Below are 25,184 nucleotides of genomic sequence, written 5' to 3' on the forward strand. Positions count from 1 at the left end.
TCAGCCGAGAGAAATCCAGGCCGTTTTGAGATCGGTGTATTTGTCCAGCGCATGCATCGACTTGTCGCGACCGAAGCCGGACTGCTTGACGCCGCCGAGCGGCACGGTGATGTCGGCGCCGCCATAGGTGTTGACGTGGACGACGCCGGCATTGATGTTGCGCACCATACGATGCGCCGTGGAGAGGTTGGCGGTCCACACCGCCGAGGCAAGGCCATAGACCGTCGAATTGGCAAGCCGCACCGCCTCTTCCTCGGTCTCGAAGCGCATCACGCCGAGCACCGGCCCAAACACCTCCTCGCGGGCGAGTTGCATCTCTTGCGTCACGTTCTCGAAGATCGTCGGCGCCATGTAGCTGCCGCCGGTTTCGGCCAGGATCCGTCCGCCGCCGGTGACCAGACGGGCGCCTTCAGCTGTCGCCCGTTCGACGAAGCCGAGATTCTTGTCCAGCTGCTCGGCGCTTGATACCGCACCGACGTCGCTCGTCAGATTGAGCGGATCGCCGACCTTCAGCCGCGTGGTCGCTGCGAGGAGCTCGTCCATGAAGCGGTCGTAGACCGACGCCTGGACGAGCAGGCGCGAGCCGGCAACGCAGACCTGGCCGGAATTGCGAAAAATGCCGTTGGCCGAGACGATTGCGGCCTGTTTCAGGTCCGGGGCGTCGGCAAAGACGATGTTGGGCGACTTGCCGCCGAGTTCGAGGAAGACGCGCTTCAGATTGGAACGCGCCGCATACTCAAGCAGATGCCGGCCGACCGGCCCCGAGCCGGTGAAGGCTATGGCGTCGACATCCATGTGCAGGCCGAGCGCCTCGCCGGCAACCGCGCCACGGCCGGTAACGACGTTAAACACACCGGCGGGAAGCCCGGCTTCGGCAGCGAGCTCAGCCAGCCGCAGAAGCGTCAGCGAAGCGACCTCGGGCGGCTTGACGACGATGGAATTGCCGGCAGCCAGCGCCGGCGCGATCTTCCAGGCGCCGATCATCAATGGGAAATTCCAGGGTACGATGACGCCGACAACGCCGAGCGGCTCCTTGTGGATCAGCCCGAGCACATTCTCGGCCGTCGGCGCGATCTCGCCATAGACCTTGTCGATAGCCTCCGCGTAGTAGCGGATGGTGCCCGCGGCCGATAACGGCTCGGCCTTATAGGCCATGCCGATCTCGGTGCCGTTGTCGCGGACGCCAAGCACCGCCAGTTCATCGACATGCTTTTCGACCAGCTCGGCTAACTTCGTCAGAATCTTCTTGCGGAAGGCGGGGGCGGCGCGCGACCACGAGCCCTTCTCAAACGCCTTGCGCGCCGACGCCACGGCGCGATCGACATCGACGGCGTTGGCGTCGGCGATGCTGGCGAACGGGCGGCCATCGATCGGCGAGATCACGGGCAGCGTGGCGCCACTTGCACCTGCGGTCTGCGCACCATCGATGAAGAGGTTTCGCACGCCGACCTCGGCCTTGCGCAGCATATCGATGGTGTTCTGGTTGATCATTGGGTACCGGCTCCGAAGGCGACATGCAGGGTGGTTGGCGCGCGAAATTCCCAGCCCCGGAACACCGGTTCCTTGCCTGGCACCAGCCGCAGATCCGGAAACCGTTCCAGCAGAAGCCTTACCGCGAGGCACATCTGCTCGCGCGCAAAAAACCGACCCGAACAGAAGTGATGGCCAAAGCCGAAGGCAGCGTGGTTGCCTTCATCACGAAGGATGTCGAAACGGTCGGGATCGGAGAACCGGATTTCGTCGCGGCTGGCCGAGGAGACGAGCGCGGCGACTGGCGCGCCCGCCGGGATGGTCACGCCGCCGAGCTCGACCGCGCGCGTCGTCTGGCGCGTCTGCGTGCCGATCGGCGCGACCCATCGCAGACCCTCGTCGACCGCCTTCGGCACCAAGGTTTCCAGATCGTCCAGCACCTGCCGCATCTGCTCGGGATGCGAAAGCAGGCCGGCAAGTATGGAGCCGGCGCCATGGCCGGGCTCCTGCATGCCGCCGAGCAGGATGACCTTGATGCTCGGCATCACGAAGTCGATGGCGCGGGTCGCACCCTGCGGCATGCCGTCATGCAGTATGTGCGACAGGGCGGAGTCGTCAGGCGCGTGGACAAGCCTCTCCAGCGTCGGCAGGATGGCGGCGCCAACCTCGGCGCTGATCGCATCGGCGATTTCCTGGCGCTTCGGATCGTTCTCGAAATTGATGGCGCCCTGGGCAAGGCCATAGAACCAGCGCCGCAAGGTCGGCATGTCGATGTCGGCCAGCCCGAGCGATCGCGCCAGGCTGAGCGTCGACACCGGCTCGAAATACTCGGCCATCAGTTCCGCCGCACCCTGCTCGGCGATCCGGTCGAGATAGGGTCCGGCGATCGAGTGCACGAGATCCCCGGCATAGGAAGCGACGGTGCGCGGCCGGTATTTCGGGTCGACGCCCTGGCGCAGATCCTTGTGGACGTCTCCGTCGGTGGTCAGGATGGTCGGCTTGCCGAAGGAGCGTTCGACCGGGGATGTCCCGACAACCGCGGAGAAGATGTCGGGCGACTTCGCGACCGTTTCGACATCCTTCCAGCGGGTGACGAACCAGAGGTTGACCGCCGGCACGAAAGCGACCGGCGCGTTGCGCCTCAGTTCAGCATAGATCGGATACGGATCGGCTTCCAGCGCCTCAACGGTGATGCTCTCGGCAAAGCTCAACGCCGCTACTCCCCTAGGGTGAAGAAGGGGGCGGCGTCATGCGCCGCCCCTCTTGATCTCAGTCCTTCAAAGGCTGTCCAAGCTCGGCGAAGGCCACCGGATCCCGGCTCTTCAACGCGCTCGCCAGCACAAGGCCAACCACGGCCGCGATCAGCACCAGCGCCGGCAGGAACACGCCGAGGAACCCGCCAGCACCGGACAGGCTGCCGAAATTGATGACGATCAGGTAGATGATGATGACGAAGGCGACGAAGGTCAGCCCCGGCAGGATTGTGGTCTTCACCGCGTTCTCCTGACTGGACGGGTTGGCGCGGAAGTACATCACGACGGCGAGCGAGGCCACCGCCATCATCACGATGACGCCGAGGGTGGCAACGTTGGTCAGCCATGAAAACAGCGCCAGCACCGGATCAAGGCCAAGCACGGCGAAGAGCCCGACGACGACAGCGGCAAGCATGCTCTGGATGACCGAGGCGACATGCGGGCTCTGGTGCGTCGAATGGGTCACGCCGATGGTCCGCGGCAGGAGCTTCTCGCGGCCGGAAACATAGATGTAGCGGGCGACCGCATTGTGGAACGCCAGTACGCCGGCAAACAGGCTCGACACGAACAGGATGCTCATGGCGTGCGAGAGCATCGTTCCGGCGTAGCGGTCGGACAGGCCGAACAGGAACGTGGTCGGATCCTGAAGCCCCTGCAGCGCCGGCAGCAGCTTGTCAACGCCGGCACCGACCGCCATCAGCCATGCGGTGACCATGTAGAAGACGCCGATCAGGATGACGGAGAAATATGTCGCCCGCGGAATGGTGACCTTGGGGTCGCGCGCCTTCTCGGCATAGATCGTCGTTGCCTCGAAGCCGATGAACGCGGCAAAGCAGAACAGGATGGCGATCGCCGGCGCGCCGCTGGTGATCTGGCTCCAACTGAACGGCGCCGCTGACAGTCCACTATCGCCTCCGGTCTTGACGATCGCCATGTCGAGGATCAGCACCACGACGTATTCGGCAAGCACCAGAACGGTCAGGATCTTGGCCGACAGGTCGACCTGCCTGTAGCCGAGCACGGCGACGATGGCGATGGCGACGAAACTCCACGCCCACCAGGGCAAGTTGATGCCCCAGCCGGCGAACAGCCCGGCGGTCGCGGCACCGAGAAGGCCCATGACGCCGATCTGCATGGCATTGTAGGACAGGATTGCGATCAGCGCCGTGGCGCCGCCGGCGAGACCGCCGAGCCCGCGCGCCGCATACGCATAGAAGGCGCCTGCATTGCCGACATGGCGCGACATGGCGACATAGCCGACCGCGAACAACAGCAGCAGCAGCGTCACGATCAGATAGGTGCCGGCAAAGCCCGCGCCATTGCCCATCAGCATGCCGAGCGGCGTGCCGCCAGCCACAGCCGTCAGAGGCGCCGCTGCCGAGATCACCATGAAGGTGATGGCGCCAACGCCAAGGCTGTTCTTCCTCAGCCGGTTCGCTTCGCCGGCTTCAATTGTCGTCATCTTTCCCTCCAATTCCGCGCTGCGGAAGCCAAGTGTCCCTGAAATGTCGAGGCCCTGTGTCGGGCCGCCTTGTCGTTTCATTATTTGCAACGACATTTCGAATATAGACTTGCAAAGGAACCGGCTTCCTGTCAAGTTAATTCGCACGTTAAGTATCAGATGGAGGATCAGATACGCATGGGTACGGTGAGCAAGGCCATCACGCTGCTGGAAATGCTCGGTCGCGGCGAGCCCGAGACGGCGTTGGCTGACCTCGCCCGGCGCGCCGGCTATGACAAGGCAACAACGCGCCGGCTGCTGGTCTCCCTGATCGCGCATGGGCTGGTCGAGCAGGATGAAGCCACGCGTCTTTACCGGCTGGGCGCCGGTGTCGCGCGGCTGGCGCTGATGCGCGAAGCCCAGTTCCCCTTCCTGCGCATGGCGGTGCCGGTGGTCGAGGCGCTGGCGGCGGAAACCGATGAGACGGTGCACCTGTCGGAATATTCGAAGCGCGGCCTGATCACAGTCCATGTCGTCGAATCGACCAGGGCCAATCGCGTCAGCGTGCAACTCGGCGAGGTGCTGCCGATGCATGCGACGGCTTCTGGCATTGCGTTCCTGGCGTTCACGGAAGAGCGTATCCGAGACGCTGTTCTGGCCGGACCGTTGCCGGCCTTCACGCCCCACACAATAGGCGACGCGAAAACACTTGCCGAGCATGTCGCCGCCGCCCGCGCGCGCGGGCACTCGACCGGCTCGCAAGGCTTCGAGGAGGGCGTGCTCAGCGTCGCGGCGCCGATCCTCGGCGCCGACGGTTTTGCCATCGGCATCATCGCCGTCGCGGCGCCTAAGGTGCGGGTCCAGAAGGGCGAGATCGAGCGCTATGGCGCCAGTGTGGCGGCGGCTGCGCGCGTTATCAGCGAGCGGCTTTTCGGACGGCAGGGCCAGCCGGGCCGCAAGCGAGCATGACAACAAATACCCCTGCAAGGAGATGGACTGTGGAGGAGACACGCCGAATCCTGGTTATAGGCACCGGTGACACCAAGGCCGACGAATTGCTCTTCATGCGCGAGCGCATCGAGGCGGTCGGCGGTGTCGCCGTGATGATGGATGTGAGCGTGCTCGGCGATCCGCCCTACCAGCCGGCGCATGACAAGCATGCGGTGGGTCAAGCTGCCGACACGACCATCGAGGCGATCATCGCCAGCGGCGACGAGAATTCGGCGATGACGCTGATGGCGCTCGGCGCCTCGCGGCTTGCCCGCGCACTCTGCGACAAGGGCGAAATCGACGGTTTCATCGCGCTCGGTGGCTCGATGGGCACCGACCTTGCGCTTGACGTCGCGCTGGCGCTGCCGCTCGGCGTGCCGAAATTCGTCATCTCGACCATTGCCTATTCACATCTGCTGCCACCAGAACGGATCGCCACAGACCTGATGATGATCCTGTGGGCGGGCGGTCTCTATGGCCTCAACAGCGCCTGCAAGGCGGTGCTGTCGCAGGCCTGCGGCGCGGTGGTGGGTGCTTCGCGCGCCGTCGTCAAGCCGGACGCGCCGCGACCGAGGATAGGCATGAGCTCGCTCGGCAAGAGCTGTCTGCACTATATGGTGACGCTGAAGCCGGAGCTGGAGAAGCGCGGCTATGAAGTCATCGTCTTCCACACCACCGGCATGGGCGGCCGGGCGCTGGAGGCGATCGCCGCGCAGCGCGGCTTCGTCGCGGTGATGGATTTCAGCCTGCAGGAACTCGCCAACCAGCTGACCGGCTCGGTGGTGAATTCCGGCTCCGACCGGCTGGAAAATGCCGGTCGGCAAGGCATCCCTCAGATCGTGGCACCTGGCGCCATCGACATGGTGGATTTTCCGACCTGGCAAGCACTGCCTGCCCGTTTCTTCGAACGTCCGTACCATGCGCACAACCGCCTGCTCGCCTCGGTGACATCAGACGGCGAAACCCGCAAGGAGATCGCGCGCGCCATCGGCGAGAAGCTCGCCGCCGCAACCGGGCCGACCGCCTTCATCCTGCCGGCAGGCGGCATCCAGCAATGGGACCAGGAGGGCGAGCCGCTGCACGAACCGGAGGCGCTGTCGGCCTTTGTCGAGGAGATGCGCTCTAGCGTGCCCGGCAATGCCGAGTTGCACGAGATATCAGGGCACATCAACGACGCCGCCTTCAGCGCCAAGGCACTGGAGATCTTCGACCGCTGGGTCGCCGAAGGCATTGTGCCGCTGGGCGCGCCGGAAGGAACACAAGCTGCATGAGCGGGCCATTGCCAAAGGCGCTGGTGCTTGACTTCGGCGGCGTCGTCACCCGCACGCTGTTCGAGACGCACGCGCTGACCGAACGCGCGTTGGACTTGACGCCCGGCACGCTCGGCTGGCGCGGGCCGTTCGATTCGGAATCCGACCCGCTGTGGCGTTCCATGCAAGCCGACGAGATCAGCGAGCGCGACTACTGGAAGACGCGCACGCGTGAAGTCGGCCGTCTCGTCGGCGAGGACTGGGACGACATGTCGACTTTCGTGCAGCGGGCGCGCGGCACCGACCCGCAAGCGGTGGTGCGGCCAGAGGCGGAACGAGCGATCCGTGCGGCGCATGAAGCTGGCATCCGGCTCGCCATCCTCTCCAACGAGCTCGACTTGTTCTACGGCAACAGCTTTCGCGAGCGCCTGCCGCTGCTGTCGCTGTTCGAGACCATCATCGACGCCACCTACACGCATATCCTCAAACCCGATCCGCGCGCTTATGCGATGGTGAGCGAAGCACTGCACTTGCCGCCCGCGGCTTGCGTCTTCGTCGACGACCAGAAGCGTAACGTCGACGGCGCGGTCGCCGCCGGCATGCTGGCCGTGCATTTCGACGTCGCCCAACCGGGGCAAGGCTATGCAGAGGCGCTCGGCCATTTCGGCGTTGCGGCCTAAGAAGAAACGGAGTTCCCACCGATGCGCGACATCAACTTCCTCACCGAGAACAACGCCAAGCCGATCTGGCATCCGATGGCGCATCCGGCCGAGATGCGCGCGACGCCGCCAAAGATCATCATGAAGGGCGAAGGCGTCTCGGTCACCGATGCCGAAGGCCGCACCGTCCTCGATGCAGTCGGGGGCCTGTGGAACGTCAACCTCGGCTACAGCTGCGATCCGATCAAGAAGGCGATCGCAGCACAACTCGACGCCCTGCCCTATTATTCCGGCTTTCGCGGCACCTCGACCGGACCGTCGATCGAGCTTGCCTATGAGCTGTGCGACTGGTTCGCTCCCGAGGGCATGGTACGGACCTTCTTCACCTCCGGCGGCTCGGACTCGGTCGAGACGGCACTGCGGCTGTCGCGGCAATACTGGAAGATCAGGGGCCAGGGCGACCGGACGAAGTTCCTGGCGCTGAAGAAGGGCTATCACGGCACGCATTTCGGCGGCGCCTCGGTCAACGGCAACGCCAATTTCCGCCGCAACTACGAGCCGCTGATGCCCGGCGTTTTCCACACGCCAGCGCCTTGGACCTACCGCAACCCATTCGACGAGACCGACCCGGCGAAGCTGGCGAAACTCTGCGCGCGGGCGATCGAAGACGAGATCGCCTTCCAGGGCGCCGACACCATCGCCGCCTTCATCATGGAGCCGGTGCTCGGCGCCGGCGGTGTGATCGTTCCGCATGAGAGCTTCATGCCGATGGTGCGGGCGATCTGCGACCGTCACGACATCCTGCTCATCGCCGACGAGGTGGTGACCGGTTTCGGTCGCACCGGCGCCTGGTCGGGCTCGCGGCTCTCCGGAGTGAAGCCGGATTTCATGAGCATCGCCAAGGCGATCACCTCGGGCTACTTCCCGCTCGGCGCCACGCTGATCAGCGCCAAGGTTGCCGACGTCTTCGAGGCCGACAAGACCAGCTTCGGCTCGATCGGGCACGGCTACACCTATTCCGGCCATCCGGTCGGCTGCGCGGCGGGGCTGGCCACACTCGCCGAGACCAAGCGGCTTGCCGTCAACGAGAATGCGGCGGCGCGCGGTGTCGAGCTCGGCAAGGCGCTGGAGGCGCTGAAGGCGAAGCACGCTCTGGTCGGCGATGTGCGCTACCAAGGGCTGATGGCGGCGCTCGAACTGGTTTCCGACCGTGCCGCCAAGAAGCCGGCCGACAAGAAGACGATGAATGCCGCCGCAGAGGCCGCCTACAAGGCCGGCGTCATGCTGCGCGTCTCCGGCAACACCATCATCCTGTCGCCGCCGCTGGTGATCTCGTCCGCCGATGTGGCAAAGATCGCCGAGGCTCTCAACGCCGGACTGACGGCAGCCGCCTGAGCGACGGTGACGCTCAGTCCTGACCGAGCCGCAGGCGTCGCCACGCCGCCGGCGAGAGGCCGACGGCGGCGCGGAAGAAGCGCGAGAAATAAGCCGGGTCGTTGAACCCGGTCTCATAGGCGATGTCCTCGACCGGGCGCACGGTGAACAGCAGCAGGCGCTTGGCCTCGACCAGCCGCCGCTCACCAACCGCCTGGCGTACGCCCGCGCCGAGCACCTGCCGCGCTGCCTTGTCGAGCAGATGGCGCGTGGTGCCGAGCGCGGCGACATAGCGCTCGACCGGCCAGTCGTCGCGAAAATGCCGGTCGATCAGACGCCGCAGCCGGCCGCCCAGCGCCACCGTCGCCGGCACCGCGACAGCATGCGACTGCGCATCGAGGCGGGCGATGCCCGACAATGCCACGGCGATCAGCGGCGGCAGGATTTTCTCCATACCGGGCAACCTGTCGGCATATTCCGCCTGGATCATCGTAACCGTATCACCCAACCTTTCCCAGAGGGCCGTTTCACCGCGTCCGGTGACGAAGACCGGCTGGTCGAGCGGCAGCGCGGACTGCTCAGCGATCGCCGCAAGGGCAGCATCGGAGACCGAGACAACGATGGCGTCGGCGCCCGTCTCGATGCTGAATCCGTGGACCACGCCGCTCGGCATGAAGCTCACCGTCGGCGCCGAAAAACTCCAGGTCTCGTCTTCGATCCGATAAATGCCGCTGCCGCCGGTCCAGAAGGTGATCTGCGCCATTTGCGGGTGCTTGTGCGCGAGAACCTGGCCGCGATGCACGGAGGCACGTGCAAGAACAGTCTCGACATGCAGGAATCCGACGTCGAGCGCACGCGCCGGTTTGCCGTAGACGAAGAATTCGGGAATGGCAGTCTGGCTCATGACGGCAAAAAAATCCAAGTGGTTCTATACTTTCGTCCATAAACCTTTGTCACGACGATCGCTACAGTTGACGCGTTAAAGGAGGATCATGATGCGATCGGAAGATTTCCGGGCCGACACGAAACGGCCGTTTACCGGTGCCGAATATTTGCAGAGCCTGCGCGACGGGCGCGAGGTCTATATCAATGGCGAGCGGATTGCCGACGTCACCACCCATCCGGCGATGCGCAACTCGGCGCGCTCGCTGGCCCGCCTCTACGATGCCTTGCACGATCCGGCGCGGCAGGCGGTGCTGACCTCGCCGACCGACACCGGTTCTGGCGGCTACACGCACAAATATTTCCGCGTCGCCCATTCCGCCGCGGATCTCGCCGCACAGCAGACCGCCATCGCCGACTGGTCGCGCATGTCCTACGGCTGGATGGGGCGCACGCCCGATTACAAGGCAGCACTTATGAACACGCTCGGCGCCAATGCCGAGTGGTACGGCCCGTTCAGGGACAATGCACTCGCCTGGCACAAACGCGCCCAGGAAGCGGCCCTGTTCATGAACCATGCCATCGTCAACCCGCCGATCGACCGCCACAAGCCGGCCGAGCAGGTGAAGGACGTGTTCGTGCACATCACGAAGGAGAACGACGCCGGCATCTGGGTGTCCGGCGCCAAGGTGGTGGCGACGTCGTCAGCGCTCACCCATTACAATTTCCTGGCGCAGAGCTCGGCGACGGTCACCGAGGACCCGTCATTGTCGGTGATGTTCATCGTGCCTATGAACGCGCCAACGCCATGGCGCACAACCCGATCCCATGGGCGAACGGCGCCGTGCTGCCCAATCTCGAAGCGGCGCTCGCCTATCGCACTTTCATGTCGGAGGCCTATCCGCGCGTTATCGATACGGTGCGCCGAGTCATCGCTTCGGGGCTGATCTACCTGCCGTCCTCGGCAAAGGATTTCGACAATCCGGAGATCGACAAGTACCTTGCCCAGTACGTGCGCGGCTCCAATGACATGGGCCATGTCGAACGCATCAAGATCATGAAGCTGCTGTGGGATGCGACCGGCACCGAGTTCGGCGGCCGCCACGCGCTCTATGAGCTCAACTATGCCGGTGCGCCGGAAGAGGTGCGGCTGCAGGTGCTGAAGGGCGCTGAGCGCGGCGGGCGCCTGAGGGCGATGGAGGAACTGGTCGACACCTGCATGGCCGACTACGACGAAATGGGCTGGACCGGCGACACCTGGCTGCCGCCGCTGCCGGCTGGCGCAAGCTGAGGTCCCGGCCATGGAGCCACAAGTTGCAAGGCTGGAGTTCCGTGAGGCGATGGCGCGGGTCTGTGCGCCGGTCAACATCGTCACGACTGATGGTCCGGCCGGCCGCGGCGGCTTCACTGCGACCGCCATGTGCAGCGTTTCCGACGATCCGCCGACGCTGCTTGTGTGCATGAACGAGCGCTCGGCGCAGACCGGCCTGTTCCTCGCCAACCAGCGTTTCTGCGTCAACGTGCTGACGCAGTTACACACCCATCTGGCGGCAAAGTTCGCCGGCACGATCCGCGACATGAGCGAGCGCTACAATGCGGCAAGATGGCAGACCATGCCGTCCGGCATGCCGGCGCTGCTCGACGCCATCGTCAGCTTCGATTGCGAGATCGGCGACGTGAACAAGGTTGGCACGCACAATGTGATGTTCGGCCGCGTCGTCGACATCCGCCACGGCAGCGACAAGGCGGCGCTGCTCTATGTCGGCCGCAACTACATGCAGCCGAGTGCACTCGGCAGTTTTGGCGGGTAGAGGCTGTCAAGTCTGGTTTTCGGATGATTCCGACTGGATCAGGTTTTCGAGCAGGTCGAGCAGGTGCTCATGCTGTTCGGCGCCGTAGCGCTGCTCGATCGCATCGTAGATGGCGATGCGCTCGGGCGACAAATCCTCGATCAGCGCCAGCCCGGCCGGGCTGATTGCGAGCAGCGCCCGGCGACCGTCATCCTTGACCTTGTTGCGGGTGATGAACTGCCGTTCCTCCATCGCCTTGATGATGCGGGTCAGGCTGGGCGGAAGGATCGAGGCGCGATTGGCAAGTTCGGTTGCCTCGAGCGGCCCGGCTTCGGCAAGCACACGCAGCACGCGCCACTGCTGCTCAGTGATGTCGTGGCGGGCAAGCATCGGCCGGAAATGCGCCATGATCACTTCGCGGGCGCGAAGCAGAGCCATGGGCAGGGAGCGGCGGGTGCTGGGCGGTAGCAAGATCAGGTCTCCAAAAAATTCCAATTCCGGTACGACTCGCACCACACAATGAGACTCGGATCGCAGCTATATCCGCGATTTCGCCGGGGGCGGCAATCCCACCATCGGGAGCTGTATCTGCATAGAGAACGACACTTGACATTCCGCCGTCAAGATGTAATTCACATGTTAATTACAAGGTGGAGGAAACCTTGCCACATATGGTGATCGAATATTCGGCGAATCTCGACGCCAAGGTCGACATCAGCGCGCTTTGCACGCTGGTCGCTCGCACCATCCTCGAAACCGGCCTGTTCGAACATGGCGCGGTGAGGGTACGCGCTTTCTGCGCCGAGGCATACGCGATCGCCGATCGCCTCCCGGAGAACGGGTTCATCGACATGAACTTCCGCATCGGCAAGGGCCGCAGCGCCGAGGAAGAGAAACGCACCGGCGAGGCGATCTTCACTACTGTTTCGGATCATCTCGCATCTCTGTTCACGACGCCGCATTTCGCGCTGTCGCTGGAGATCCGCGAGATCGATGCCGAACTAAGCTGGAAGAAGAATGCCATCCACCCGCGCCTGGGCGGCAAGTGACAGGAACCCATATCATGGCGGCATTGGACGACAATCTGAGAAAGGCCGAGGCCTATCTCGAGCGCTTCAGAAGCGCTGGCGTGCTCAACCAGATCGGCGGCGAAGCCGTGCCGGCCGCCGACGGCTCGACATACGAGACGCTGTCGCCAATCGACCTGAAGCCGATCGCCAAGGTGGCACGCGGCAAGGCCGCCGACATCGACCGCGCCGCCAAAGCGGCGAAGGCTGCCTTCCGCGACTGGGCGGCGATATCAGGCGACGCCCGCAAGAAGCAGTTGCACAAAATAGCCGACGCCATCGTCGCGCGGGCCGAGGAAATCGCTTTCGTCGAATGCATGGACACCGGCCAGTCATTGAAGTTCATGGCCAAGGCAGCGCTGCGCGGCGCGGAGAACTTCCGCTTCTACGCCGACCGCGCGCCGGAGGCCCGCGACGGCCACGCGATCCGCGCACCGAACCAGGTCAACATGACGACGCGCGTGCCGGTCGGCCCGGTCGGCGTGATCACGCCGTGGAACACACCTTTCATGCTGTCGACCTGGAAGATCGCGCCGGCGCTCGCCGCCGGCTGTACGATCGTCCACAAGCCAGCCGAGTTCTCGCCGCTGACGGCACGGCTATTGGTCGAGATCGCCGAGGAGGCCGGCCTGCCGAAGGGCGTGTGGAACCTCGTCAACGGCTTTGGCGAGGACGCCGGCAGAGCGCTGACCGAACACCCCGACATCAAGGCGATCGGCTTCGTCGGCGAAAGCCGCACCGGCTCGATGATCATGAAGCAGGGTGCCGACACGCTGAAGCGCGTGCATTTCGAGCTCGGCGGCAAGAACCCGGTCATCGTCTTTGCCGATGCCGACCTGGAGCGGGCCGCCGACGCTGCCGTCTTCATGATCTATTCGCTGAACGGCGAGCGCTGCACCTCGTCCTCACGCCTGCTGGTCGAGGAAAGCATCTACGACAAGTTCACCGCGCTGGTGGCGGAGAAGGCCAAGCGCATCAGGATAGGCCATCCGCTCGACCCCGAAACCGTGGTTGGCCCACTGATCCATCCGGCGCATGAGGAAAAGGTGCTGTCCTATATCGAGATCGGCAAGTCGGAAGGCGCTGTCGTCGCCGCCGGCGGCGGCAAGTTCGCCGGTCCGGGCGGCGGCTGCTATGTCAGCCCGACGCTGTTCGTCGGCGCCACCAACAAGATGCGCATCGCCCAGGAAGAGATATTCGGACCCGTGCTGACCGCCATCTCGTTCAAGGACGAGGCCGAGGCGCTGGCGCTGGCCAACGACACGCAATACGGCCTGACCGGCTATCTCTGGACCTCGGACGTCACCCGCGCCTTCCGCTTCACCGACGCGCTCGACGCCGGCATGATCTGGGTCAATTCGGAGAATGTGCGCCACCTGCCGACGCCGTTCGGCGGCGCCAAGAACTCAGGCATCGGCCGCGACGGCGGCGACTGGTCGTTCGATTTCTACATGGAAACCAAGAACATCGCGTTCGCCACGGCGCCGCATTCCATCCAGAAGCTCGGCGGCTGACCGGAGACCCCAACGATGCCCTTGCCCACACCCAATCTCTACCCGGCATTCAACATCGTGCGGCTCAGCCACGTCGAGCTGGCTGTTACGGACCTCGGTAAGTCGCGCGCGTTCTATGTCGACACGCTCGGCCTGCAGGTGACCGACGAGACCAAGGACGCCATCTATCTGCGCGCCATGGAAGAGCGCGGCCACCATTGCATCGTGCTCAGGAAAGGTGCCGCGCCGGAAGCCCGCGACCTCGGCTTCAAGCTGTTTTCCGACGACGATCTCGACAAGGCCGAGCACTTCTTCAAAGCCAGGGGTCTGCCTGTGAAATGGGTCGAGCGGCCCTACCAGTCGCGTACCTTCCGCACCCACGACCCGCACGGCATTCCGCTCGAATTCTATTCCAGAATGGAGCGGCTGCCGCCGATCCATCAGAAGTATGCGCTGTACAAAGGCGTCAAGCCGCTGCGCATCGACCACTTCAACTGCTTCTCGCCCAATGTCGATGAATCGGTGGCGTTCTACAACGAGCTCGGCTTCCGCGTGACCGAGTACACGGAGGATGCCGCGACCGGAAGACTTTGGGCGGCATGGACGCACCGCAAGGGCGGTGTCCACGACATCGCCTTCACCAACGGCATTGGCCCACGCCTGCACCACGTCGCCTTCTGGGTGCCGACACCGCTCAACATCATCGATCTGCTCGACCTGATGGCCACCACCGGCTGGCTGCCGAACATCGAGCGCGGCCCCGGCCGGCACGGCATCTCCAACGCCTTCTTCCTCTATATCCGTGATCCCGACAATCACCGCATCGAGATCTATTGCTCGGACTACCAGACGGTAGATCCCGACCTAGAGCCGATCAAATGGGACCTCAAGGACCCGCAGCGCCAGACGCTGTGGGGCGCACCGGCGCCGAAGAGCTGGTTCGAGGAAGGCAGCACCTTTGCCGGCGTCGAGCCGCGCAAGTCCGATCTGGCGGCCTCGCCGATCGTCGCGCCGTGACGTCGGCTAACTGCAGGGGAAACAAATGAGCGCGGCACGTCTCGCCACCTTCACCGTTGGCGGCAAAACGCGCTACGGCGCAATCACCGACAAGGGCGGCGTCGACCTGTCGGCGCGACACGCACAGTGGCTGAGTTTGCGCGAGGTGATAGAGGCCGGCGCACTGCGACGGCTGGCGGAAGAGGCGGACGCTTTCGCCGCCGATTTCCCGCTCGACGCCATCGCCTACGAGATACCCGTCCCCTCGCCCGAAAAGATCATCTGCGTCGGCGTCAACTATCCGGACCGCAACGAGGAGTACAAGGACGGACAGGCCGCACCCTCGAACCCGTCGCTGTTCATCCGCTTCCCGCGCTCCTTCGTCGGCCATGGCAGGCCCCTCGTGCGGCCGTCGGAATCGCCGCAGCTCGATTATGAGGGCGAGATCGTCATCGTCATCGGCAAGGGCGGCCGCAGGATCGCCGAGGCGGATGCGCTGGGCCATATCGCAGCACTTTCGCTCTGCAACGAGGGCACCATCCGCGACTGGGTGCGCCACGCCAAGTTCAATGTCACCCAGGGCAAGAACTTCGACCTGACCGGCTCTATCGGCCCCTGGCTGGTGCCGTTTACCGACGAGGCACAGATCGCCGACATCGCGCTGACCACGCGCGTCAATGGCGAGGTTCGCCAGCAGGACCGCACCGGCCGCATGATCTTTTCCTTCCGCAAGATCATCAACTACATCTCGACCTTCACCACGCTGGCGCCGGGCGACATCATCGTCACCGGCACGCCGACCGGCGCCGGCGCCCGGTTCGACCCGCCAATCTGGCTGAAGCCGGGCGATGTGATCGAGGTCGAGGCCGACGGCATTGGCTTGCTCAGCAACGGCGTCGTCGACGAAGGGACCGGTCGATGATGACGCCGGAACAGGTCGACGACGCGGCCGCGAGGCTGTTCGAGGCCGAGCGCGACCGCCGCCAGATCAGGCTGCTCAGCCTCGATTTCCCCGGGGCGACGATGGATGACGCCTATCTCGTCCAGGCGGCGCTGGTGAAACGAAAAGTGGCCTCGGGCCTGACGATCAAAGGCTGGAAGATCGGCCTGACCTCCAAGGCGATGCAGTCGGCGCTCGCCATCGACATTCCGGATTCCGGTGTGCTGTTCGACGACATGTTCTTCGATGACGGCGGCACCGTTCCAGCCGGCCGCTTCATCCAGCCGCGCATCGAGGCCGAGATCGCCTTCGTCATGAATGCGTCGCTGGCCGGTCCGGACGTGTCGATCGACGACGTGCTCGACGCCACCGACTACATCACGCCGGCGCTGGAGATCCTCGACACCCGTATCGAGCGCGTCAACAAGGAGAGCGGCAGGATACGGACCTTCTTCGACACCATCTCCGACAATGCCGCCAATGCCGGCGTCGTCGTCGGCGGCCGTCGTGCCGGACCGCGCGAGGCCGACCTGCGCTGGATCGGCGCCATCCTGTCGCGCAATGGCGAGGTCGAAGAGACCGGGCTCGGCGCCGGGGTGCTCGATCATCCGGCGAAGGGCATCGCCTGGCTGGCCAACCGGCTGCATCAGTACGGCATGCAGATATCCGCCGGACAGGTCGTGCTGTCGGGCTCGTTCATCCGGCCCGTGGAGTGTCGCCACAGTGACACTATCGCTGCCGATTTCGGACCCTATGGAGCGATCCGCATCACCTTTGCCCGCTAGCGGCAATTCCTCCATAGCCCGCTGACCCGACTTGCCGGCGGCGTGCTGAAACAGAACCCGGAAGAGCCCGAAAGGGTGTCGGCACTCCTTGCCAGCCTTCAAAGTATCGGCGCCGAAATCCGGGTGCCGCGCGAACAACCGTTCGATGCCATCGCTTTGCTGGACGATCAGGATTAACTCGACTTCCATCGCTGGCCGCGTTCCTGAAAGGCTTTATTACGCGATAGACCACGATCCGCTGACGCGCTTTTGCGCTCCTGTTTCAATCCGAGCCGCTGTCCCGAGCCGCTGTGCAGTTTTGGGCAACATGCGTTTGATCGACAAACCCGTGGCCAGAAGCCGAGGGGTTCCTTGTCGGGACGGCCGGCGCTATCGATTCGAGCGGCCGAGCGCTGTGGACGCAATCAGCAAAACGATCGAGGCGGCGATCAGCACTGTGGCAGCAGCCGCGATGGTCGGCGTCAGCGTGTCGCGCGCGATGGTGAACATCTCGCGCGGCAAGGTGCGTTGTCCGGGACCGGCGAGGAACATCGTCACCACGACTTCGTCGAGCGAGGTGGCGAAGGCAAACAGCGCGCCCGACGCGATGCCCGGCAGAATGACCGGAAGCGTGACTTTGCGGAAGGTGAGGAAGGGTGGCGCCCCCATGCTGGCGGCCGCCCAGAGCAGCCGCCTGTCGAGACCGGTGAGAACGGCCGAGACGGTCACCACGACGAAGGGAACGGCGAGCGAGGTATGGCCGAGGATGAGGCCGGGAAGGGTCGCGGTCAGGCCGGCCATCGAGAAGACGAAATACATGCCGACGCCGACGATGACCACCGGCGCGATCATCGGCACCAGCAGCAAGGCGGAGATCGTGCGCCGACCTGGCAGATTAGGCGCCGCGAGGCCGAGCGCGGCCATGGTGCCTAGCGGCGTCGCCAAAAGTGTCGTCGAGACAGCCAGAACCAGGCTGTTGCGCAGGGCATCCATCCAGGTCTGCATCGAGAAGAACTCGCGGTACCATTTCAGCGACCAGCCGGTGATGGGAAAGGTGAAATCGCCGCTGCTCTTGAACGAGAACAGCACGATGATGATCAGCGGCGCCATGAGGAAAGCCAGCACCATCATGGCCGTCAGCCCGAGGCCGAAGCGGCCAAGCCGGCTGGTGGTGGTTGATCGCGGGGAGGACATCCGGGCCTCCTAGCGCAGACCGGCGCCGCTGCGGCTGAGCAGCGCGTTCTGGATGGCATAAAGCGAGAGCGTGACGACCAGCATTGTTCTTTCTCGGCGGCGTCGTCGGCGCTGTGGGTTTCAAGCATGTCGGCTTCGCGGCGACGTTGTTTCTGGCGGCCATTCTCCTCGTGCTGGCCTCCATGCCAGTCCTGGAGGACGTCTCCGTTCGCATGAGGCGGCTTTGGCAGTAGCGCTGCAGAGCTTTGCCGCATGCCAGATTTGGCAGCACATTCGCGAAGGCGCTGTTCCTGGATTTCGGCAGCTATCTGTTTTGGCCGATCCTGAAGCACGAACACGATGAGATCGGCCCAACGACAAGAGCAAGCGAACTCAGCCATACCCACTCATAGCGTAGAGTGAGGTCGAAGAGATAGCCGACGCGCCCGCGGCGGCTCCAATCGAGTGGCCGGCCGAGATAAGGGCCCATTGCCAGCCCCATCACGCGCAAATCCGAGATGGCTGGCGACAAGACTGGCCGTGACGGGAATGGCCGCATGGCTTTGGTTCGAGGCAGGGCGTATCGCCCGGTTTTCTACAGCCTCAAGACAGATGCGTCACGCATCACTAATTGAATGCGCCGCATTTTAATATATGCTGCAAGACGTAGAGATAATATCTCAAAGCTGATCAAAAAGGGGGATGCGACCGTGATAACTGCTCCACAGTTGCGTGCCGCGAGGGCGCTCCTTGGCATCGACCAGCGCAGGCTTGCCGAATTGTCCGGTCTTTCCGTGCCGACAATTCAACGCATGGAAGCCAGCGAGTCGATTATTCGGGGTAACGTCGATTCTCTCATGAAGCTGATCGGGGCACTTGACCTCGCCGGCGTGGAATTGATCGCTGAAGGCGCCTCCAGCCAAATCGGCGGGCGCGGCGTGCGACTGAAAGCGGATTTTGACCCCGCCAAAATCCTTGGCGGAGTCGATACGGATGCCAAACTCCCCGTGAGGAGCGTGGCGTGATTTCGGGGGCCGCGGTCCTCCTGTGGGGCGTCGCTGCGCTCCTGGGGACTGCGGTGCTTGCGATTGCGGAAAGCCGCAGATCCGACTCGGGAACACGCCTGATCTACGGCTTGACGCTAGGTATATCGGCGGCCGTGCTCATGGTTCTCGCGAGCCGCATCGCCGACAATCCCGTCACCCCGTCGACTGTGGTGTTGCCTCTTGGATTGCCATGGATTGGCGCTCATTTCCGTTTGGATGCGCTGTCGACTTTCTTCCTCATCGTCGTCAACTTCGGCGGCTCCATGGCCAGTCTTTATGGCCTCGGCTACGGCAGGCATGAGTCTGCGCCGCATCGGGTGCTGCCGTTCTTCCCGGCTTTCCTAGCCGGAATGAACCTTGTCGTGGTGGCCGACGACGCCTTCACTTTCCTGCTTTCCTGGGAATTCATGTCGCTCGCCTCCTGGGCGCTCGTCATGGCGCACCATCGCAAGCAGGACAATGCGCGGGCGGGCTACATCTATCTCGTGATGGCGAGCTTCGGCACACTCGCGCTGCTGCTTGCGTTCGGCCTGCTCGCCGGATCCGATGGAACCTACACATTCGACGCGATGCGAGCCGCCGATCCCACCCCGTTCGCCGCTGCTTTCGTCCTGGTTCTCATGCTGCTGGGCGCCGGCTCCAAGGCTGGACTCGTCCCGCTGCACGTCTGGCTGCCACTCGCTCATCCGGCCGCGCCAAGCCACGTCTCGGCTCTCATGAGCGGCGTGATGACCAAGGTCGCAGTCTATGGCTTCATACGCGTTATTTTCGATCTGCTCGGTGAGCCGGCATGGTGGTCGGGTGTTGCCGTGCTTTTCCTTGGCGGCCTGACGGCGGTTCTCGGCATCCTCTACGCGCTGATGGAAAAGGACCTGAAGCGACTGCTTGCCTATAGCACCATTGAAAACATCGGCGTCATCTTCGTAAGCCTTGGTCTCGCGCTCGCTTTCAAGGCGAACGCCATGCCATCGGCTGCAGCGCTGGCCCTCACCGCCGCGCTGTTCCACGTCCTCAATCATTCCTTTTTCAAGAGCCTGCTGTTTTTCGGCGCGGGCGCCGTGCTGACGGCGACCGGAGAGCGGGACATGGAGAAGCTGGGCGGTCTCATCCACCGCATGCCCTTTACAAGTTTTGCCTTTCTCGTCGGTTGCGTCGCGATCTCGGCACTTCCACCCTTCAACGGCTTCGTCTCCGAATGGCTGGCCTTTCAGGCCATATTGCAGAGCCCCGATCTGCCACAATGGGGACTGAAGGTCATGGTGCCCGCCGTTGGCGGTCTGCTGGCGCTGTCGGCGGCACTGGCCGCGGCCTGCTTCGTAAAGGCGTTCGGGATTACATTCCTCGGCCGGCCACGCTCGGCCGCGGTGGAACTGCCGCATGAGGTCGACCGCTACTCGCTGGCGGCAATGTTCATTCTTGCTGCCCTTTGTCTCCTGGCCGGCATTCTGCCCGGTCTTGTGATAGACGGCCTCTCATCGGTGACACTGCCACTGATCGGCAGCCGGATGCCTGTGCAGATGGCCCAGCCCTGGCTTTCTATCGTGCCGATTGCAGCGAGCCGCAGTTCCTACAACGGCTTGTTGGTGTTCCTGTTCATCGCCTTTTCCGCATCCGCTGCGGCATATGTGATCCATCGCTTTGCATCCCATGCACTCCGTCGGGGTCCCGCCTGGGGTTGTGGCTTCCCGGATGTGGTCCCGAGCTCGCAGTACACGGCCGTCAGCTTCGCGCAGCCTATCCGCCGCGTCTTCGGCACGTTCGTATTCCGTGCAAGGGAAACCGTCGAAATGCCGGCACCTGGCGAGACCGGTCCGGCTCGTCTGAATGTCGAAATGCATGATGTGATCTGGGAGACGCTGTACCTGCCTATCGGCCGGGCCCTCGACTTTGCGACCGACCACCTCAACCATCTGCAGTTCCTGACGATCAGGCGCTACCTGACCCTAGTCTTTCTCTTTCTCATTGTCCTGCTCCTGGTGCTCGCACTATGGCCGTGATTCGCGAGTTGGCCGTTCAAGGCGCGCAGATGGCGCTGGTGCTTTTTCTGGCGCCGCTCCTGACCGGATTCGTGCGCAAGGTGAAGGCACGGCTCTTGCGCCGCCAGGGTCCTTCCCTGATCCAACCTTACCGCGATCTCTTGCGGCTGATGCGCAAGGAAGTCGTTCTGGCGGACAACGCATCCTGGCTGTTTCGCGTGACGCCCTATCTGATCTTTGCCACCACCTGGGTCGGCGCGGCGCTCATCCCGACATTCGCCGCCGGCCTCACATTCAGTTGGACCGCCGATCTCATAGCCATCGTCGCACTGCTGGGAAGCGCCCGGTTCTTCCTGGCGCTGGCAGGCATGGACGTCGGCACGAGCTTCGGCGGCATCGGCTCGAGCCGCGAGGTGATGATCGCTTCGCTGGCCGAACCCGCCATGCTGCTCATCGTGTTCAGCCTGGCGCTCGTCGCGGGTGCTACGCAACTCTCAACGGTCGCCGCCTTCATGGGGTCACCGGAGGTTGGCTTGCGGGTGTCGCTCGGGATGTCGCTCATCGCCCTCGTGATGGTGGCGATCGCCGAAAACGCCCGCATACCCGTGGACAACCCATCGACCCATCTGGAACTCACCATGGTTCATGAGGCGATGGTGCTGGAATATTCCGGTCGCCATCTGGCGATGATCGAGTTTGCCGCCTTCCTCAAGCTTCTGCTCTATGTGTCGCTGATTTCCTGCGTCTTCCTACCTTGGGGACTGGCGAGCGCCGGGGCAGGACTGGAATCCCTTGCTCCGGGTGTCGTCGCCTATGTCGGCAAGCTTGCCGTCTGTGGCGTTCTCCTCGCCGTGTTTGAGACTGCCATCGCCAAGATGCGCGTCTTCCGCGTCCCGGATTTCCTCGGGGCAGCGCTGATGCTGGCCCTGCTCGGCACGCTCCTGCTGTTCGTCTCACGGAGCCTCTGATGAACGGCCTCACCTTCGACATCGCTCACCTGCTCGCCGGCGGCCTGGTGCTGGTCAGTTTCATGATGCTGTATCAGGATCGCCTCTTTGCTCTGATCAACGTTTTTGCGCTTCATGCAATCGTGCTGGCCCTGTCCGTAGCTTGGCAGGCATACATTCAGGACGCGCATCATCTCTACGTCACGGCGGCGATCGCCCTCGTCTTCAAGGCGATCGTCATTCCTGTCGGGCTTCATCGCATCATTCAGCGGCTCGGCATCCATCGTGACGTCGAGACCGCCGTCGGCATCGGTACGACGATGCTTGCGGGGATAGGCCTGGTGACCCTGTCCATGGTCCTGATGCTGCGCGTCACTCCCGAGGCTGATCCCCTCGCCCGCGAGGACCTGGCTTTCGCGCTGTCCATCATTTTGCTGGGGCTGCTGGTGATGGTCACCCGCCGCAACGCCGTCAGCCAAGTTGTCGGATTCATGTCGCTCGAGAACGGTCTGGTCCTCGCCGCCACGGGGGCCAAGGGCATGCCTCTGGTTGTCGAGATCAGTGTCGCCTTCTCGATCCTTATCGCCTTCATCGTCATCGGAGTCTTCCTGTTCCGCATCCGCGAGAGGTTCGACTCAGTGGATGTCGGCGCGCTCGACGACTACAGGGGAGAACACCGTTGACCGCGTTTTCCCTCGATGCGGTGGCCGCCATTTTGCTGATACCGATCTTCGCGGCCGCACTTCTGGCGGCGCTGCCGAAATACCGGATATCGGCGGGCGTCAATGTCGCTGCGAGCTTGCTGACCGTGCTCGCCGCACTGTCGCTTCTTGTCACCGACCGCCCGCAGCCTGGGCAGTATCTGCTCGTCGACGATCTCAATATCGTCTTCATCGTGCTCAACACATTCGTCGGCTTCACCACCAGCGTCTTCAGCGCTTCCTACATTGCCCACGAACTGGAGAGCGGGCGGCTGACAGTCCCGAACTTGCGGTTCTATCACGCAATGTATCAGGTCATGATGTTCGGCATGAACCTGGCGTTCGTGTCGAACAATATTGGCTTGATGTGGGTGGCGGTGGAGCTTGCCACGCTGACCACCGTGCTCATGGTCGGCATCTACCGCACGCACGAAGCGCTGGAGGCCGCCTGGAAATATTTCATTCTGGGCAGCGTCGGCATCGCGCTCGCACTGTTCGGCACCATCCTCGTCTACATGGCTGCACAGCCGGTTGTTGGCGAGGGGACGAATGCGATGGTCTGGACGGTGCTCATCGCTCACGCCGCGCGCTTCGATCCGGCTCTGCTCAATGTCGCCTTCATCTTTCTGCTGCTCGGCTACGGGACGAAGGTCGGCCTTGCGCCCTTACATGCCTGGCTGCCAGACGCGCATGCTGAGGGTCCAACGCCGATTTCAGCAGTGCTGTCGGGCTTGCTGTTAAACGTCGCACTCTATGCCGTGCTGCGCTTCAAGCTGTTGCTCGCGGCAAGCCCGGAAGCGATCGCACCTGGGTCATTGATGATCACGATGGGACTGACGTCGCTTGTCTTCGCGGCCTTCATGCTCTACCGCCGCCGCGACATCAAACGCCTGTTCGCGTACTCCTCGATCGAGCACATGGGCATCATCGTGTTCGCCTTCGGCATAGGAGGCCCGCTCGCCAATTTTGCCGGGCTGCTGCACATGGTCATGCACAGCCTGACCAAGTCGGCGATCTTTTTCACGGTCGGCCACATTGCCCAGGTCAAGGGGACACAGAACATCGCCGAAATCCGGGGACTGACGGAAACACATCCTGCCCTTGGCTGGGCGCTCGTCATCGGCGTCGTTGCCATTGCCGGCCTCCCTCCGCTCGGTATCTTCATGAGCGAATTCCTGGTCGTGAGTTCGACATTTGCAAGACACCCTCTTTTGGCGATGCCGTTGGTTTTCGGGATTCTGCTCGCTTTCGGCGCCCTGCTGCTTCGACTGACCGGCGTCGCTTTCGGCGAACCGCGCGGCAGCACTGCACCCGCCGAGGCGTCCTACATTCCGATGTATTCCCACTTGGCGTTGGTGTTTGCCGCCGGCATCTATCTGCCGCCACCGCTGGTCACATGGTTCCAGCACGTCGCAAGTATCCTGGGGTGAGCAGAGGAGAGAAAAGAGCATGCCTGCGCTGATCGACCTCATCCTTGCTGGCCAACGTGTCGAAAATCATTTCCCGTGGTCGCGCGCCGTGGTGACTCCGAAAAAATGGGGCTTTGCCGTCGAGCAACTGGCCGAGGGCCACTGGAGCTTGCTCGGCCTATGGGGTGAGCCAGGCGCCGTCCACATGGCACTTCTCGATGAAAGCGCCGGGGACATCGGCGTTGTCAGCCTGGAATGCCCCAGTGGCCGCTACCCATCGGTCGGCCGGCTGCATCCGCCCGCATTGCGGCTCGAACGTGCGGCTGCTGACCTGTTCGGGCTCCTGCCACAAGGCGCGCCTGATACGAGACGGTGGCTTGATCATGGCCATTGGGGTGTCAGCTATCCGTTGAGTACCCGCGTCCGGACGTCTGCTGCGACTGCCTTCCCGTACAGTTTCCTGCCTGCCGAGGGGGAGAGCCTGCATCAGATCCCGGTCGGGCCCGTGCATGCCGGCATCATCGAGCCGGGCCATTTCCGGTTCACGGCAAGCGGTGAAACGGTCGTCCGGCTGGAGCAGCGCCTCGGATACGCGCACAAGGGTATAGAAGGCCTGATGGCGGGGTCAGATATCGACCGTGCAGCCAAATTGGCGGGCAGAACCTCTGGCGACAGTACCGTGGCATACTCCCTCGCTTTTGCCCGCGCGGTCGAGGCGGCGCTGGGTGTCCAGGTTCCCCCACGCGCGGTCTGGCTGCGAGCGCTCATGGCCGAGTTGGAGCGCCTGGCCAATCATCTGGGCGACATAGGCGCTATCTGCAATGATGCCGCCTTCGCGCTTATGCATGCCCACTGTGGGGTGCTGCGTGAGCGCGTATTGCGGGCAAGCGATGCTGCCTTCGGTCATCGTTTGATGCGCGACTGCATCGTGCCCGGAGGCGTGGCAAGCTTCCTGAGCGATGAGGGCACGACAGCGCTCAGGTCCCTGATCGCAGAGATCAGGCAGCGGTTTCCCGCGCTGGTCGAGCTCTACGACAACACGGCATCGCTGCAGGATCGGACTGTCGCAACTGGCCGGCTGAAGGTGGAACTCGCTCGTCAATATCGCGCCGGAGGCTACGTTGGCCGGGCCTCCGGTCGGGACTTCGATGCCCGACGCAATCTCGCTTATCCACCCTATGGCGAACTCGCCTTCGATGTACCTCTCCTCCAGGAAGGCGATGTGAACGCCCGTGTATGGATTCGTATCCACGAGGTCGAACAGAGCCTGTCTCTGATCGAACAAGTCCTGCGACAACTGCCAGACGGACCGATCCGTGTCGATTTCGCGCAGACAAACCGATCGCATGAAGGCATGGCGCTCGTCGAAGGTTTCCGCGGCGACATTCTGGCCTGGCTGCGCATTGGCAAGGGCGGCTTGGTCGAGCGCTGTCACCTCCGTGATCCGTCATGGTTTCAATGGCCGCTCCTTGAAGCGGCGATCGAAGGAAACATCGTTGCCGACTTTCCGCTGTGCAACAAATCGTTCAACTGCTCTTATTCGGGCCATGATCTCTGAAGGCA

At 63.5% G+C, this 25,184-nt stretch carries 23 protein-coding genes and 1 pseudogene; 18 read left to right on the plus strand and 6 right to left on the minus strand.

Features of this window, described 5'->3' with window-relative positions:
* The 3 genes from NKI08_RS04710 to NKI08_RS04720 are packed head-to-tail and all read right to left on the minus strand — an operon-like array spanning position 1 to position 4,185.
* Complete coding sequence (locus tag NKI08_RS04710; RefSeq protein ID WP_352767510.1) at positions 1 to 1,491, minus strand: aldehyde dehydrogenase; 1,491 nt, start codon at positions 1,489 to 1,491, stop codon at positions 1 to 3.
* A complete protein-coding gene (locus tag NKI08_RS04715; protein WP_352767512.1) occupies positions 1,488 to 2,681 on the minus strand; it encodes a cytochrome P450 in 1,194 nt (397 codons plus the stop codon). Before NKI08_RS04715 ends, NKI08_RS04710 begins: the two co-directional genes overlap by 4 nt.
* A 58-nt stretch (positions 2,682 to 2,739) precedes the next feature.
* Positions 2,740 to 4,185, minus strand: coding sequence for an APC family permease (locus NKI08_RS04720; RefSeq protein WP_352767514.1), 1,446 nt, complete (start codon positions 4,183 to 4,185; stop codon positions 2,740 to 2,742).
* Between the two features lie 177 nt (positions 4,186 to 4,362).
* Between NKI08_RS04720 and NKI08_RS04725 the strand changes: the two genes are divergently transcribed.
* Genes NKI08_RS04725 through NKI08_RS04740 form a run of 4 tightly spaced genes read left to right on the plus strand, consistent with a single transcriptional unit; the run spans position 4,363 to position 8,458 of the window.
* The gene (locus NKI08_RS04725) at positions 4,363 to 5,133 is read left to right on the plus strand and encodes an IclR family transcriptional regulator (protein ID WP_352767251.1); all 771 of its coding nucleotides are present in this window, start codon (positions 4,363 to 4,365) and stop codon (positions 5,131 to 5,133) included.
* On the plus strand, positions 5,130 to 6,425 hold the full coding sequence (locus NKI08_RS04730; protein ID WP_352767516.1) for a Tm-1-like ATP-binding domain-containing protein: 1,296 nt from the start codon (positions 5,130 to 5,132) through the stop codon (positions 6,423 to 6,425). The genes NKI08_RS04725 and NKI08_RS04730 overlap by 4 nt, the downstream gene beginning before the upstream one ends.
* Before the next feature lie 8 nt (positions 6,426 to 6,433).
* Complete coding sequence (locus tag NKI08_RS04735) at positions 6,434 to 7,084, plus strand: HAD family hydrolase (protein WP_352767894.1); 651 nt, start codon at positions 6,434 to 6,436, stop codon at positions 7,082 to 7,084.
* A gap of 21 nt (positions 7,085 to 7,105) precedes the next feature.
* Positions 7,106 to 8,458: an aminotransferase class III-fold pyridoxal phosphate-dependent enzyme gene (locus NKI08_RS04740; RefSeq protein ID WP_352767518.1), complete on the plus strand. Its 1,353-nt coding sequence runs from the start codon at positions 7,106 to 7,108 to the stop codon at positions 8,456 to 8,458.
* Between the two features lie 13 nt (positions 8,459 to 8,471).
* Here the strand turns inward: NKI08_RS04740 and NKI08_RS04745 are convergent, their stop codons facing one another.
* The gene (locus tag NKI08_RS04745) at positions 8,472 to 9,341 is read right to left on the minus strand and encodes a helix-turn-helix domain-containing protein (protein ID WP_352767520.1); all 870 of its coding nucleotides are present in this window, start codon (positions 9,339 to 9,341) and stop codon (positions 8,472 to 8,474) included.
* Between the two features lie 91 nt (positions 9,342 to 9,432).
* Between NKI08_RS04745 and NKI08_RS04750 the strand changes: the two are divergent.
* Positions 9,433 to 10,610: pseudogene (locus NKI08_RS04750) on the plus strand (4-hydroxyphenylacetate 3-hydroxylase N-terminal domain-containing protein).
* Positions 10,611 to 10,620: 10 nt separating this feature from the next.
* Entirely contained in the window at positions 10,621 to 11,130 is a 510-nt protein-coding gene (locus NKI08_RS04755) for a flavin reductase (protein ID WP_352767522.1), read from the plus strand.
* Positions 11,131 to 11,136: 6 nt separating this feature from the next.
* Here the strand turns inward: NKI08_RS04755 and hpaR are convergent, their stop codons facing one another.
* Complete coding sequence (gene hpaR / locus NKI08_RS04760; RefSeq protein ID WP_352767897.1) at positions 11,137 to 11,547, minus strand: homoprotocatechuate degradation operon regulator HpaR; 411 nt, start codon at positions 11,545 to 11,547, stop codon at positions 11,137 to 11,139.
* Positions 11,548 to 11,771: 224 nt separating this feature from the next.
* On the opposite strand from hpaR, the gene NKI08_RS04765 reads away from it, so the two are divergent.
* From NKI08_RS04765 to hpaH, 5 genes are read left to right on the plus strand one after another with little or no spacing between them, the layout of a single operon-like run.
* Entirely contained in the window at positions 11,772 to 12,158 is a 387-nt protein-coding gene (locus NKI08_RS04765) for a 5-carboxymethyl-2-hydroxymuconate Delta-isomerase (protein ID WP_352767524.1), read from the plus strand.
* Between the two features lie 14 nt (positions 12,159 to 12,172).
* The gene (gene hpaE / locus NKI08_RS04770; RefSeq protein WP_352767526.1) at positions 12,173 to 13,690 is read left to right on the plus strand and encodes a 5-carboxymethyl-2-hydroxymuconate semialdehyde dehydrogenase; all 1,518 of its coding nucleotides are present in this window, start codon (positions 12,173 to 12,175) and stop codon (positions 13,688 to 13,690) included.
* A 15-nt stretch (positions 13,691 to 13,705) separates the two neighbouring features.
* Positions 13,706 to 14,686: a 3,4-dihydroxyphenylacetate 2,3-dioxygenase gene (gene hpaD, locus NKI08_RS04775; RefSeq protein ID WP_352767243.1), complete on the plus strand. Its 981-nt coding sequence runs from the start codon at positions 13,706 to 13,708 to the stop codon at positions 14,684 to 14,686.
* A 25-nt stretch (positions 14,687 to 14,711) separates the two neighbouring features.
* Positions 14,712 to 15,587: a fumarylacetoacetate hydrolase family protein gene (locus tag NKI08_RS04780; RefSeq protein WP_352767529.1), complete on the plus strand. Its 876-nt coding sequence runs from the start codon at positions 14,712 to 14,714 to the stop codon at positions 15,585 to 15,587.
* Positions 15,584 to 16,390 (plus strand): 2-oxo-hept-4-ene-1,7-dioate hydratase, encoded by an 807-nt coding sequence (hpaH, locus tag NKI08_RS04785; RefSeq protein ID WP_352767531.1) that lies wholly within the window; start codon positions 15,584 to 15,586, stop codon positions 16,388 to 16,390. The genes NKI08_RS04780 and hpaH overlap by 4 nt, the downstream gene beginning before the upstream one ends.
* A 369-nt stretch (positions 16,391 to 16,759) precedes the next feature.
* Here hpaH and NKI08_RS04790 read toward each other — a convergent pair whose 3' ends face one another.
* Positions 16,760 to 17,563: an ABC transporter permease gene (locus tag NKI08_RS04790; protein ID WP_352612811.1), complete on the minus strand. Its 804-nt coding sequence runs from the start codon at positions 17,561 to 17,563 to the stop codon at positions 16,760 to 16,762.
* 83 nt (positions 17,564 to 17,646) lie between these two features.
* Between NKI08_RS04790 and NKI08_RS04795 the strand changes: the two genes are divergently transcribed.
* From NKI08_RS04795 to NKI08_RS04825, 7 genes are all read left to right on the plus strand, one after another.
* Positions 17,647 to 17,796 (plus strand): hypothetical protein, encoded by a 150-nt coding sequence (locus NKI08_RS04795; RefSeq protein WP_352469632.1) that lies wholly within the window; start codon positions 17,647 to 17,649, stop codon positions 17,794 to 17,796.
* Positions 17,797 to 18,252: 456 nt separating this feature from the next.
* The gene (locus tag NKI08_RS04800) at positions 18,253 to 18,567 is read left to right on the plus strand and encodes a helix-turn-helix domain-containing protein (protein ID WP_023675522.1); all 315 of its coding nucleotides are present in this window, start codon (positions 18,253 to 18,255) and stop codon (positions 18,565 to 18,567) included.
* Positions 18,564 to 20,585 carry a hydrogenase 4 subunit B gene (gene hyfB, locus NKI08_RS04805; protein ID WP_502893726.1) on the plus strand — a complete coding sequence of 674 codons (2,022 nt, stop codon included), beginning with the start codon at positions 18,564 to 18,566 and terminating at the stop codon, positions 20,583 to 20,585. The genes NKI08_RS04800 and hyfB overlap by 4 nt, the downstream gene beginning before the upstream one ends.
* Complete coding sequence (locus NKI08_RS04810; RefSeq protein WP_352469631.1) at positions 20,576 to 21,532, plus strand: respiratory chain complex I subunit 1 family protein; 957 nt, start codon at positions 20,576 to 20,578, stop codon at positions 21,530 to 21,532. Before hyfB ends, NKI08_RS04810 begins: the two co-directional genes overlap by 10 nt.
* Positions 21,532 to 22,194 (plus strand): hydrogenase-4 component E, encoded by a 663-nt coding sequence (locus NKI08_RS04815; protein ID WP_023675519.1) that lies wholly within the window; start codon positions 21,532 to 21,534, stop codon positions 22,192 to 22,194. The genes NKI08_RS04810 and NKI08_RS04815 overlap by 1 nt, the downstream gene beginning before the upstream one ends.
* On the plus strand, positions 22,191 to 23,642 hold the full coding sequence (locus NKI08_RS04820) for a hydrogenase 4 subunit F (protein WP_352469630.1): 1,452 nt from the start codon (positions 22,191 to 22,193) through the stop codon (positions 23,640 to 23,642). Before NKI08_RS04815 ends, NKI08_RS04820 begins: the two co-directional genes overlap by 4 nt.
* 19 nt (positions 23,643 to 23,661) lie before the next feature.
* On the plus strand, positions 23,662 to 25,179 hold the full coding sequence (locus NKI08_RS04825) for a hydrogenase large subunit (RefSeq protein WP_352452926.1): 1,518 nt from the start codon (positions 23,662 to 23,664) through the stop codon (positions 25,177 to 25,179).
* The last annotated feature ends 5 nt before the right edge of the window (positions 25,180 to 25,184 follow it).

The sequence above is a fragment of the Mesorhizobium sp. M0768 genome (assembly GCF_040320195.1).
GTDB lineage: Bacteria > Pseudomonadota > Alphaproteobacteria > Rhizobiales > Rhizobiaceae > Mesorhizobium.